Annotated in this window: 9 protein-coding genes; 4 read left to right on the forward strand and 5 right to left on the reverse strand. The window is 65.6% G+C overall.

Features of this window, described 5'->3' with window-relative positions:
* Both RT614_RS19810 and RT614_RS19815 read right to left on the reverse strand, forming a co-directional pair.
* Positions 1 to 1,113 (reverse strand): glycosyltransferase family 4 protein, encoded by a 1,113-nt coding sequence (locus tag RT614_RS19810; protein WP_313623830.1) that lies wholly within the window; start codon positions 1,111 to 1,113, stop codon positions 1 to 3.
* Positions 1,110 to 2,108 carry a hypothetical protein gene (locus RT614_RS19815; protein WP_313623831.1) on the reverse strand — a complete coding sequence of 333 codons (999 nt, stop codon included), beginning with the start codon at positions 2,106 to 2,108 and terminating at the stop codon, positions 1,110 to 1,112. Before RT614_RS19815 ends, RT614_RS19810 begins: the two co-directional genes overlap by 4 nt.
* 344 nt (positions 2,109 to 2,452) lie before the next feature.
* On the opposite strand from RT614_RS19815, the gene RT614_RS19820 reads away from it, so the two are divergent.
* The 3 genes from RT614_RS19820 to RT614_RS19830 all read left to right on the forward strand — a co-directional run bounded on the left by RT614_RS19820 (position 2,453) and on the right by RT614_RS19830 (position 6,293).
* Entirely contained in the window at positions 2,453 to 3,562 is a 1,110-nt protein-coding gene (locus RT614_RS19820) for a YcjF family protein (protein WP_313623832.1), read from the forward strand.
* A 196-nt stretch (positions 3,563 to 3,758) separates the two neighbouring features.
* Entirely contained in the window at positions 3,759 to 5,834 is a 2,076-nt protein-coding gene (locus RT614_RS19825) for an EAL domain-containing protein (protein WP_313623833.1), read from the forward strand.
* Positions 5,835 to 6,080: 246 nt separating this feature from the next.
* Complete coding sequence (locus RT614_RS19830) at positions 6,081 to 6,293, forward strand: DUF1059 domain-containing protein (protein ID WP_313623834.1); 213 nt, start codon at positions 6,081 to 6,083, stop codon at positions 6,291 to 6,293.
* A 129-nt stretch (positions 6,294 to 6,422) separates the two neighbouring features.
* Here RT614_RS19830 and RT614_RS19835 read toward each other — a convergent pair whose 3' ends face one another.
* Both RT614_RS19835 and RT614_RS19840 read right to left on the reverse strand, forming a co-directional pair.
* Positions 6,423 to 9,851: a TM0106 family RecB-like putative nuclease gene (locus RT614_RS19835; RefSeq protein ID WP_313623835.1), complete on the reverse strand. Its 3,429-nt coding sequence runs from the start codon at positions 9,849 to 9,851 to the stop codon at positions 6,423 to 6,425.
* A 101-nt stretch (positions 9,852 to 9,952) separates the two neighbouring features.
* On the reverse strand, positions 9,953 to 10,147 hold the full coding sequence (locus RT614_RS19840) for a hypothetical protein (RefSeq protein WP_313623836.1): 195 nt from the start codon (positions 10,145 to 10,147) through the stop codon (positions 9,953 to 9,955).
* An 11-nt stretch (positions 10,148 to 10,158) separates the two neighbouring features.
* Here RT614_RS19840 and RT614_RS19845 point away from each other — a divergent pair, with 11 nt between their 5' ends.
* Entirely contained in the window at positions 10,159 to 10,938 is a 780-nt protein-coding gene (locus tag RT614_RS19845) for a Sir2 family NAD-dependent protein deacetylase (protein WP_313623837.1), read from the forward strand.
* Between the two features lie 16 nt (positions 10,939 to 10,954).
* Here RT614_RS19845 and RT614_RS19850 read toward each other — a convergent pair whose 3' ends face one another.
* Complete coding sequence (locus tag RT614_RS19850) at positions 10,955 to 12,007, reverse strand: WYL domain-containing protein (protein ID WP_313623838.1); 1,053 nt, start codon at positions 12,005 to 12,007, stop codon at positions 10,955 to 10,957.
* Between the last annotated feature and the right edge of the window lie 135 nt (positions 12,008 to 12,142).

Here is a 12,142-nt window from a genome sequence, read left to right on the forward strand (position 1 = left end):
TCAGGCGTTCTCGCGGTAGACGCGTTCGGTATTTCCGACGAAGGTCTCCAGCGAGAACTCCTTCAGCGCCGTGCTGCGCGCGTCCAGCCCCATGGCCCGCAGCACGCCGCGGTTCTTCAGGATGTCCGACACCGTCCGGGCCACCGCTTGCGGTGCCTCGGGCGGTACGACCCAGCCATTGCGGCCTTCGGTGACGTTCTCGGGCAGGCCGCCCACGCTCGTCACGATGACCGGCTTGCCCGCGGCCATCATTTCGCGGCAGGCGAATGAAATCGTCTCCACCCGGGTCGACAGCACGAAGCCTACGTCCAGCGCCGCCAGGAACAACTCCACGTCATCCAGCAGTCCGGTGAACACCACCTGGTCCAGCATGCCCAACGCGGCGACCTCGGCCAGCTTTTCCTCGCCCGGCAGCTTGCCCGCGATCAGGATCACGATCTGCTCGCGCTGTGCGGCGGGAAGCAGCGACACCGCAGCCACCATATCGATCCAGTTCTTGTAGTCCGCGGTGCCGGCATTGCTGCCGATCACCAGCCGGTCCCGCAGGGCCGGCGGCAGGAAACGGGTGCGCGCCTCTGCGGTCTTGTCGCGGCAGGCGGGCCGGTACTTGTCCGTATCCACGCCGTTGTGCACGACCCGCAGGTCTTCATTGCGAAAGACGGACTGTCGCATGCAGCGGAAGGTGTGCCTGCACACGCAGATGACGCGGTTGGTGCCCCACTTGGCGCGCACGCGCGCGCCCAGGCTGCTTGCGGTCCGATCGTTGTGCTGCGTGTAAACGATGAAGGGGCGCTTGCCGCCCATGCCCATCGTCGCCAGCATGCACAGCCTATGGTCGGCCGACCCATTGACGTGGACGACGTCGAACTGTTCCTTGCGCAGCAAGGCCCGCAGGCGGCGCAGGGCGCTGAACTGCTGCATCAGGCGTCCCTTGAATTCCAGGGCGACGGTGCGCAGCCCCGGCAGCGCCTCGGCTTCGGCAAGCAGGCGGCTCGTGCGTGGGGCTCCGATCGTGACCTGGGACTTCTGGCACAGGATGCGCGCCAGCGACATGACGTAGGTCGTGTGGCCGCCGCCATCGCCCTTGTGGAAATTAGTGTAGAGAATCTTCATGGTCTGGCACTCATCTGCAATGGGCGGGAGGGCTTCAGCAAACAGCTCCAATGGCGTTTTTCAAATACGTCGTCGCCCAGACGGCTGAGCAGCGACAGGTTGTAGACCTCGATCCCTCGCGCGCGCAGCAGCTTGCTGGCCTGCCGGAACGCGGGTTCGATATGCCCGGCGAACTGGCGGTCCAGCGCGGTGGGCAATTGGGCGTCCGCGCGTTCGTAGAAGCGCGGCCCCGTCGTGGCGGTCAGGTCCAATCCATGCAGAAAGATTCTTTTCGCGCCCAGCCAGGCCAGGAGCTGCAAGGCCGTATAGGCGACCGTGCCGCCGCCGAACAGGCCGCGAGCGGGATTCAGGCTGAATCCGTGCGCGTGCATGGGGTGATGGGCGTCGAACAGGACAAGCTCGGGATCCGCCTTGAGTCGCGCTTCGAGTTCGTCAGGCCGCGACTGCGGCTGCTGGGCGCGCTGATGGACTTCCTCGAACAGCGAAATGCGGCAACGGACGGTCCGGTTGTCGAACAGCAGCGCGATCCAGCGGTAGACCTCGGCCGTGACGAACAGCACCAGGTCCTGCGCCAGCACGTCCGCCACCAGGTCCGGGCGCTTCCTGACGAAGCCGGCGTCGAGCATCGCGTAATAGCGAAAGCGCAGCGTGGGATGCCGGGCGCGCAGCGCAATGGAGCCGTTGACGCCCATGACCGTGCTCATCGCGCACTGCGCGTAATCGACTTGTCCGACCGACGGGCCGCTCAGGATCAAATGCGCCTCCGGCCCGATGTCGCGCGGCAACGCAGACAGGGGAACGGTCGCCGGACCGCGCACGCCAAGCATCTCGCACCCGGACAGGCGGCCGGCGTCGTCACGGTTCACCTTGACGAAGGGCCACAGGGTTTCATTGTGGCGATCCGCCCTGGGCCGCGTATAGCGGTACAGGTAGCGCAGGCCCTTGGTCAACGGGCGCGAACGCAGCAAGCGGGGAACGAGCGCAAAATGAGGCATGATCTGTTGCGCGAGTACCGCGGCGTGGCCTTACAACGGGCTGATTCTACGAAGCGCGTCAGGGCAAAGGCGCGAGCGGATTATGTGAGATGTAACCCTTTGAAAAGGCGTTTATCCGCCCCCAAATACTGTCGCCCCAAAGCCCGTGGATGACGCCCCTTTCGCGATACGGAAAACGGCGACCGTCCCGCAGGGACTGCCGTCCTATCGGCACCCGATGGATATCTTTCGCGACGCGCGCGGCGGAACCTCCGTACGCGCACCCGCCGATTACGTTTTGCGCCAAAGAACTCTTCGTCTGATATCGTTCCGGCATCCCTTTCTGGCCTTCACTCCGACCCCAAATGAGCGCAATCCGCCCCGACCACCCCGACCTCCAGGACGCCATCGCGGACGCCATCAGCACCGCGACCCGCGGCGCAGGCCGGGTGAACATCCTGGTCGCCGGCAAGACGGGCGTCGGTAAAAGCACCCTCATCAATGCCGTGTTCCGGGGCGAACTTGCCCGTACCGGCTCGGGCAAACCGGTCACCCAGACGACGCAGGAATTCACCAAGCCCGGACATCCGCTCACCATCATCGATACGCGCGGCCTGGAAGTCAGCGACTACGACCGCTCGCGCGCGCAACTGGCCGACCTGATCGAGGAACGCTCCAAGTCCGAGGACCAGGACCGGCATCTGCACGTGGCGTGGCTTTGCATCCAGGACAGCAGTCACCGCGTCGAGGATGCGGAAATCGAGCTTTGCGACATGCTGGACAAGGCCGGCATTCCGGTCGTCGCCGTGCTGACGAAGGCGCGCAAGAACAGCCCCTTCCTGGAAGAAGCCCGCAAACTGCTGCCGAAAGCCCGGCAGGCGGTTGCCGTGCGGGCGCTCCCGGAATGGATCGAAGAACTGGACGCCGAGCTGCCGCCGATGGGCCTGGACCGGCTGATCGAAGTGACGGCCGAACACATTCCCGAGGCGCAGCAGCGCGCTTACGCGAACGCCTTGTCCACCCGCAACAAGAAAGCCCTGGAAGTAAAAAAAAAGCGGGCTGAGATAGAGGTGAACGTGGCCGCGGGCCTGGCCGCGTCGGCCGCCGCCGCGCCCATTCCGTTCTCCGACGCGTTTGCACTGGTGCCGATCCAGGTGGGCATGATCGCCAAGATCGGCATCACCTTCGGCATGGAACTGGACACCACCGCCATCACCACGCTGGTCACATCCACGCTGGGCGCTTCCGCCGCCACGCTGATCGGCCGCTCGGTCGTGTCAGGTCTGCTGAAGTTCATTCCGGGCGCCGGCAGCGCCGTGGGCGGCACCATCGCCGCCACCACCGCCGGCGCCATCACCAAGATGCTGGGCAACGCCTACATCGCAGTGCTGTACGACTTCTGCCAGAAGAATCCGGGCAAGGACATCGATATCGCGATGATCGCGCAGGCGCTGAAGCAGCGCATCAAGTTCTGACTGGACGCCTGGCCGCCCCGCGCGTGCAACTAAATGACTTCGCGCGAAAAGGTTCGATAGATTCGTGTTTTTTCATGACAGTACGGTAAATATCGCCGTCTTTGCGACGTAAATCCGTATATCCCCTGGTTTTTTTAGGGCGGATTCCGCACTGGCGTTGCCGAAACGCGGCCGGCGCGCGGGCCCGCCGCACCCTATGATCATCGCCAATTCCGACGTCATGTACCGGCACCTGGTGCAGGGCGTCGTCGACTACGCCATCTACATGTTGAATCCGGATGGCGTCGTCGCCAACTGGAACCCCGGGGCGGAGCGCGCCAAGGGCTATACGGCCGACGAGATCGTCGGCAAGCACTTCTCGTGCTTCTACACCGAGGAAGATCGGGCCAACGGCGTGCCGGAGCGCGGCCTGTCCACCGCCCGGCAGATTGGCAAGTTCGAGGCCGAAGGCTGGCGCGTGCGCAAGGACGGCACGCTGTTCTGGGCCCACGTGGTCATCGACGCGATCCGCGATGCATCGGGCGAACTGATCGGCTTTGCCAAGGTCACGCGCGACAACACCGAACGGCGCGAACGCGAACAGCAGCTCCTGAAGGCCAAGCAGCTCGTCGACCATTACAACGACGAGCTCACGTCCATGTCGACCTTCCTGCAGGCCGTGGTATCGAACATTCCTTCGTGCGTGCTGGTGCTGGACGCCGTGTCGCGCAAGTTCCTGCTGGCGAATCGCCAGGCCGAGGAGACCTTCGGCGGCACGCCGGGCGGGTTGCAGGGCAAGACGGCGCAGGAGTGCCTGCCAACGCTGGTCTGCGAGTTCTTCGACCGCCTGACGAACGATGCCCTGCGGTCGGACGGCGGCATGCGCGAAGAGGAAGAGGAGCTTGCCACGGCGCGCGGCCCGCGCACCCTGCATACCAAGACGCTGGCCTTCCACAGCAACGACCCGCGCTCGCGTTATGTGCTGTTCATCGCGGACGACGTCACGGACGAAAACGCCGCCCATGCGCAGGTGCGCTACATGGCGCACCACGACACGCTGACCGGCGTGCCCAACCGCAGGCTGTTCCGCGACCGGCTGTTGAGCGCGCTGGGGGCCAGTCGGGACCGGTCCACGGCCGTGCTGTGCCTGGACCTGGACAATTTCAAGAGCGTCAACGACACCCTGGGCCACCAGCAAGGGGACGAGCTGCTGCGCCTTTTGGCCAAACGCCTGCCCAAGCACCTGCGTGAACAGGATACGTTGGCGCGGCTGGGCGGAGACGAGTTCGCCGTCGTGCTGCCCAACATCGCCGAGCAGGACGACGTGCGCGAACTGGCGGAACGCCTGCTCGAGGCGGTACGGCAACCCTTCGAGATCGCCGGCCACACGGTGCCCGTCAGCATGAGCATCGGCATCGCGTTGTCCGAAGGGCAGACGCTTTCCGCCGACCACCTGCTGCGCTACGCCGACATGGCGCTTTACGAGGCCAAGCGCAACGGCCGCAATTGCCTGGCGTTCTTCGAGCCCGAAATGGAGGCGGCCGCGCTGCGGCGCCACGAGGTCGAGATGGACCTGCGACAGGCCATCATCTCGCACCAGCTCCAGCTGTATTACCAACCCATCCTGGACGTCAGCCACGTCCGCATCGTGGGCCGCGAGGCGCTGATGCGCTGGCAGCATCCGAAGAAGGGCCTGATCCTGCCGCAGGACTTCATTCCCATCGCCGAGGAAACCGGCCTGATCCACGAACTGGGCGCCTTCACGCTGCACGAGGCCTGCGCCGAAGCCATGCGATGGGACGGGCACGAGACCGTGGCGGTCAACCTGTCGGCCAGCCAGTTCACCAACGGCGCGCTGGTGTCGCTGGTGGAATCCGCGCTGGCCAAGTCCGGCCTGCCCGCCAGCCGGCTGGAATTGGAAATCACCGAGTCCGTGCTGCTGGTGAACTCGGCGGGCAATCTCGAGACGCTGCACCGTTTGAAGGAGTTGGGCGTCAAAGTGGCGCTGGACGACTTCGGAACGGGCTATTCGTCGCTGGGCTACCTGCGCACCTTTGAATTCGACAAGATCAAGATCGACAAGTCGTTCACGCAGGACGTCGGATCCAGCCGCGAGGCGCTGGCCATCATCCGCGCCATCAACGGCATCGGCCGCAGCCTGGATATTCCAACCACGGCGGAAGGCGTGGAAACGCCCGAGCAGCTGGAACGCCTGACGGCCGAGGGGTGCTCGCACTTCCAGGGGTACCTGCTGGGTCGGCCGGTTTCGCACGGCGATCCCGGCGGGAACTAGGTGCTGGCCGGGCGGGCAAGTTGGGCGCGTAGCGAGGCCAGGCGCGGCTAGGACAGAACCTCCGGTATGGCCGGACCCCGGGCGCCGCAGCACTTGCAAATAGCCGTTTGCAGCGCGTCCGCCAGACCTATACTTTGAAAATCACCGGACGCGATGCGACGCGCCATCGCGCCCGGTGCAATCCGCGAGCGCGCGTCGGATGTTCAATCACGCAACGCCTTTGAGGCCATGCGCTGGGAGAGCCACATGACACGCAAATACATCGATTGCCGCGAGTTTCCGAGCGAAATGAACTGCTCGGTGGCCTTGTCCGCGGACTCGGACGAGGAATTGCTTGAAGCCGCCGTCCAGCACGCCACCACGGTGCACAAGCACAGCGACTCGCCCGAACTGCGCGCGCAGCTCAAGTCCATCTTCCACAACGGCACACCGCCCGTCGAAGCGCCCCGCCGGGGCTGAGGACTGCTGTCCGACACATCCGCGGGCAGGCCCGGCGCGCAGAAGTCCACGCGCGGGCCTGCCCGCCTATCTTTGCCTGCCGCTCAATCCGGCACACGCCCGCCAGACTGCCATGGCGCGCTTGCCGCGCTACTCCTTCTGACCCGCCTCGGCGACCCAGCACAGCGTATTCACCAGCGCCATCTGCTCGGGCGTCTGGCATCGCACCGACAGCAACGCCGGGCTGGCGACCAGGATCGCCAGCGATTTCGCGCGCGACACCGCCACGTTCAGCCGGTTTCTGCTGAACAGGAACTCCATGTCGCGCGGCATGGTGTCGCCGCTGGAGGTGGCCATGGAAATGATCACCACCTGCGCCTCCTGCCCCTGGAACTTGTCGACGGTGCCCACGCGCGCGCCCTCGGGCAGCGCCTGCTTCAGCGTGTTGACCTGCACGTTGTAGGGCGCCACGATCAGCACATCCTCGGCGGTGATGGGTACGAAGCGGCCATCCTTGTCGCGGTAGCGCTGGCCCATCAGGCTGGCGTACAGGTCGGCGACCACGCGCGCCTCTTCGTCGCTGGATTGGGCATTGCCTTCGTGTTCCACGGGCACGTAGCGGATGCCGCTGGGGCTCAGCAACGCGGACGCTGCGTCGTCCAGCACCAGTCCCTGGCCGTGCGTCGACGCGGCGGCCAGCAGCCGGCCATCGTAGATGGCATCGGAAATGAAACCGCAGATGGCCGGGTGCATCCGATAGGACGTATCCAGGAAGATGCCGCGATCCGCCGCGATGGTGGCGTGCCCGTCCAGCAGGTATTCCAGCGTGGATTCGCCCGACCTGCCCGGATGCGTGCCCTTGGTGGGTTGGCCCAGTTGCATCTGGTCGCCCAGCAGCACGATGTTGCGCGCGCACTGGCCCATGGCCACCAGGTTCGCCAGGCTGACCTGGCCGGCCTCGTCCACGAACAGGTAATCGAATTTCTGCTCGAAATCGGCCCGGCTGAACAGCCACGCCGTTCCCGCCACCAATTGGTGACGCGCCAGGTCGATCTTGTCGTTGGCAAAAACGTCTTCGATGAACTCGCCGCTGAAACAGGAGTCGTCCCCGGCCTGGCCCGACTTCTTGGCGCCGGCGAACGAGAAGCCCGCCTGCCGCGCCGCGTTCTCCAGGCCGTCCAGCAGGTTGTTGATGGCGTGATGGCTGTTGGACGTGACCGCAATGCGCTTGCCCTGACGCAGCAGATGCACCAGCACGCGCGATCCCGTGTAGGTCTTGCCCGCGCCCGGAGGCCCCTGCAGGAACAGCGTGGTCTCGTCCATGCGGCCGACGATATCCACGACCTGGTCCAGCAGGTTCCCACCGGAATCGACCAGCGCGCCGCCCGGCGCCGCTTGCGCAATGCGCGGCGCCTCGTGCTTCAGCAGCGCATCCACCGCACGAAAGCGCGTACCACCGCCATCCGCCGATTCCAGCAAGGCGTCGCCGTAGCGGAACAAGGCATTGGCCAGCTCGTCGATCTTCACGGGGCGGCCGGGCCCGAGCGACAGGCGGGCGGGCGGCGTCTCCTTGCGCGTCATGGTGAACGTGGCGACACATGCCGCGGGATCCACGGTCAGCCGGCTGATCCCCGGTCCGCCACGCACGTTGGTACAGGAAGACCCCGTGCGCAGCTTGGTCTGCTGCGCCGGGAAGCGGTAGGTGTAGCGCAGGGATTGCGCCACCGGCTCCGGGGATACGGATTCGTCGCGCACCAGCGCGCCCAGGCACTCGTTGTCGTCGACCAGCTCGGCATCGGTTGCCTCCATGCGGGCGAACATGGCCCACCATTCGGGCTTCTGCTCGCGCCGGTGGAAATCCAGCAACTGGTAGACCAGCGCGCGGTATCGGTCGCGATCCGACCAGAGCAGTTCGTCGGCCGGCAAGGCGGCGAGCAGCGCGGCGCGGTACGGCTCAAGGCGCAGCTCCGCCTGGGTCTTTTCGCCAACCTGGAAACGCGCCGCGTCGATCTGCTGCTGGTCCTCGAGCCTGTTCGACCAGGGCAGGCCGGCGGGGCGCAACCCGCACAGCCATTCATGCAGCTTGTACGTGGACACCACGTCGTCGCGGTTGTAGTCCTCGATATCCTGCAGCAGCCGCGCCTCGCCCGTGCGCTTCCAGCGCTCGTAGTAGACGATGCTGGCGCCGGCATTGGTGACGTCGCCGGCGCGCTGGTCCAGGTAGAAGTGTTCGATGTTCTTGATCGAATAGCCCGGCTCGGACACACGCACCCCTTCGCGCACCACCTGGTACAGGTCCACCAGCTTGGCAAGGCGCAGCAGATTGTCCACCTCCGCCTCGCGCGTGGCGTGCACCGACATCATTTTTTTGAGCGCCGTGGCTTCGTAGGGCGCGTAGTGATAGATGTGGGCGTCGGGGTGGCGCTGCAGCCGCGCCACCACGTAGTCGATGAAGGCCTCGAAGGCCTGTTTCTCTTCGCCGCGGTTGTGCGCCCAAAAGGGGATGAAGCGCTCCGCGCCGTCGTCGACCACGTACAGGCCGAAGAGATATTCCAGGCCGCCCTCCTCCAGCGGGTCGCCCTCCATGTCGAAGTACATATCGCCAGGATTTGGCTGCGGCATGCGTTCGAAACCGCGCAGCGAGGGATCGCCGGGGTCTTTTGAGACGAGGTCCCAGTGCCTGCCGCCCTCGGTCCGCGCGCGCAGCTGCAGCGCCGCCTGCGACCGAAGCCGGTGAAGAACCGCGGGTTCCAGCCGCGCCACGGCCGCATCCGACGCCAGCGTTCCCAGTTGCGCCAGCGTGCGGATGCCCTGGTCGTTCAGCTTGCGGATCTGCTGCCGCGTGATGTTGGCGACCAGCGACAGATGATCGTCGTCCGCGCGCCGCGACTTGCAAAGGAGGTTCCAGTGGCACTGCGCGCACTTCTCGCAGGGATCGGGATAGGTGACCGCGCGGCCACGCATGGCGACGTGCGCCTCGAAGCGGCGCATGACCTGGCGGAAATAGTGCGCATAGTCGGCGACGCGCAACGCCAGTTCCCGCCCGCTGCCCAGCACCACGTGCATGTGCAGCGGCGCGGCGCCCTGTTCCAGGCTCAGCAGCCACGAATAAAACGAAAGCTGGATCACGAACTTGACGCGCGGCGAGCGCGCCAGCTTGGTGTCGGTGGCTTCGTAGCTGTAGTCGCCCAGACGGGATGGACGGTCCGTCTTCAGCAGGAAATCGGCATGGCCGACATAGCCATCATGGGTGAACGCCGCCTGGTAGATCACGTCCGCGCCGCTGGCCATCGCCTCGCGCGTGCGCGCAACGCGCGCGGCCAGGGCGCTACCCACATCGCTCACGTCGATGATATTGGGGCCGCCCCCCGGATGGCCGCTTCCGTCGCGCAGGCGTTCCAGGTAGGCGCGTTCATGCTCCAGCCCTTTCTGCTGGATCAGCTCCAACTGCTCATCCTGGGGCGCGGCGCCCAGCGGCGTCTCCAGGTTCAGCAGGTCAAGGGTGGTCAGGTGTTCGCATTCAAGGAAACCGACCACGTCGGAAGCGGAAAACAGAGGGCGGTCGCCGGATTTTTGCATGGTGCGGACGGGGCCGGATGGAACGGAGGCGAAGAATAGCAAATGGGCATTTGGACATTATCTGGCCGAATATCCCCGCGCTGGGCCGAATAATGTCATGATTAATTCAACCCGTTTTTGTCCAAATGCGCTTTCAAAATGGCGGTTGTTTCATGGATGGAAGCGACATGCCAGGTTTGTTCCGGAACATTATCCTCTGCCCTGATCGCGCCGGTTTTTCCGGCCTTTCCAGCAGCGTCCTGCATCCCCGCGCCGATGCGACGTCGGTGCGGCGGGACGTGGCGCACCGTCATCACGGGCGGTCGGCATGAAGCCGCGCAAACTCGACCTGCCCGATTCGCTGCCGCAGCTGTTGCTCGGCGCCCGGAATATCGTCGTGCTGACGGGATCCGGCCTGAATCCCGCCAGCCGCCTGCCGCTCTGCCGGGACGGCATGCGCGGGCTGTGGGCGCGCTACGACGCCGACGCGCTGGCTACCGAAGAGGGCTTCCGGCGGGATCCCGGGCTGGTGTGGGCCTGGCACGAAGAGCGGCGGCGCCGGATGCTGCTGGCGGCTCCCAATGCGGCGCACCGCGCCATCGCGACGCTGTCCGACCGCGTGCCGGGCACGTTCGTGGTGACCCAGAACGGCGACACGCTGCATGAGCGCGCGGGCAGCCCGCGCATCCTGCATTTGCTCGGCCGATTCGACCAGCCGCGATGTGCGGCCTGCGGCATGCCGCATACGCTGGCCGAGCCGCCCGCCAAACCGTCGTGGCATGCGCCGTATCCTGAGCCGCCCGCCTGCCGCATCTGCGGCGGCCTGGTGCGTCCCGGACGCGTATGGCACGGCGAGCCTCCGCAGCCCGAGGTCTGGCGCATCGCCAAGGGCCTGGCGGCCTGCGCGGACGTGATGCTGGCGGTGGGCACGTCGTGCCTGACGCCTGCGGCGGCCGAACTCTGCTACGAGGCCATGGCCAGCGGCGCGCGGCTGGTGCAGGTCAACCCGAACCCGACCCTGCTGGACCGCGTGGCCACCCACAACGTCAAGGGCGCCGCCGAAAAAGTCCTGCCGTTGCTGTTCGCCCGCGCCTGGCCGGCCGGCTGACGCCGAACGCCGACACCTACAGATAGCGTCGGGCCAACTCCCGGGCCTCTTGCGCGAAGCGGTTCCGGATGTCCTCGGGCTCCAGCACTTCGATGGTGGACGCGTGCCCGTGCAACAACTGCCACAGCATCACGGACGGTCGAACCGTGGCGGTCAGGGTGAAGCCTTGTGCTTCCTCCTCGATGGCCTGGTCCTCGGACAGCCAGAATTCGCGCAGGGGATGCCGGCGCGGCCGGCCATCTTCCATCAGGGGTTCGGCGGCGAACAGCCGGATACGGGTTTCCTCGCCGGGATCGAAATTCAGGGCTTCCTCGCGCCGCACGTAATCCTGCAGGTCGAACGTGGGATCCAGGTCGGCTGCCTCTTCCAGCAGGCGGACCTCGGACAGCCTGTCCATGCGGAAGAGAAACCGCCTGCCCGGCAGGCGCGCGCCCCAGGCCACCATGTACAGCACGCCGGCCCGGTCCACCATCGCCAGCGGCGTCATCACGTACACGCGCTCGCCAGGCGTTTTTTCGCCGAATGGCGTGTTGCGGAACGACAGTTTGCGGTTGTAGTACAGGGCGCCGCTGACCTGCCGGTAGACCTCGGACGCCACCGTGGGCAACACCGTGGGGTGGGTGCCGTCGACGCGCAGGATCTTGCGCGCCCAATTGTGCGCGGGGCCGACCGCCGGCTGCGCCTGGTGGGTTTCCAGATACCGCCATGCGCCGTCGAAGGTAGCCGCCAGATCGTCCAGCACGACGGCCGGCAGGTGGCGGTCGGCCACTTGTTTCAGCGCGCACATGGCCATCGCCATGTTGGCGTTCATGTTCTGGATGCGGAAATCGGTGCGCTGAATGGTGCGATACCAGAGCTTGCCGCGCGTGGCGCCGTGGCTGCCCACGCAGTCCAGCTTGAGCAGGGTGCGGCGGATCTGTTTATCGTCCGGCACCGGGTCTTGCAGCACCGCCAGCCTTTCGCGTATTTCCGCCATGCCCATGCCCATCACCATCGCGTCGGCTTCTTCGTCCTCGACATAAGGCAGGATACGGAGAAGATTATCGATCAGCGTCTGGTTACGTCCCATGGCGGCTACAGCAAGTTAACCCGTTAAATAACGCAGCCATTCTATCTGCAAAATGTGCCGGGATTAATAACGGCCGCCTTGAAGATAATCGCGCCCAATCCAAGGGATTATGTCGGATGTATGGAAAATAAAATC

The sequence above is a fragment of the Achromobacter sp. genome (assembly GCF_032102605.1).
In the GTDB taxonomy this organism is placed as follows: Bacteria; Pseudomonadota; Gammaproteobacteria; order Burkholderiales; family Burkholderiaceae_B; genus Achromobacter.

Excerpts from the sequence above, each read along its gene's own strand:
- RT614_RS19810 (WP_313623830.1), bottom strand. The coding sequence starts at position 1,113 with ATGAAGATTCTCTACACTAATTTCCACAAGGGCGATGGCGGCGGCCAC.
- RT614_RS19815 (WP_313623831.1), bottom strand. The coding sequence starts at position 2,108 with ATGCCTCATTTTGCGCTCGTTCCCCGCTTGCTGCGTTCGCGCCCGTTG.
- RT614_RS19820 (WP_313623832.1), top strand. The coding sequence starts at position 2,453 with ATGAGCGCAATCCGCCCCGACCACCCCGACCTCCAGGACGCCATCGCG.
- RT614_RS19825 (WP_313623833.1), top strand. The coding sequence starts at position 3,759 with ATGATCATCGCCAATTCCGACGTCATGTACCGGCACCTGGTGCAGGGC.
- RT614_RS19830 (WP_313623834.1), top strand. The coding sequence starts at position 6,081 with ATGACACGCAAATACATCGATTGCCGCGAGTTTCCGAGCGAAATGAAC.
- RT614_RS19835 (WP_313623835.1), bottom strand. The coding sequence starts at position 9,851 with ATGCAAAAATCCGGCGACCGCCCTCTGTTTTCCGCTTCCGACGTGGTC.
- RT614_RS19845 (WP_313623837.1), top strand. The coding sequence starts at position 10,159 with ATGAAGCCGCGCAAACTCGACCTGCCCGATTCGCTGCCGCAGCTGTTG.
- RT614_RS19850 (WP_313623838.1), bottom strand. The coding sequence starts at position 12,007 with ATGGGACGTAACCAGACGCTGATCGATAATCTTCTCCGTATCCTGCCT.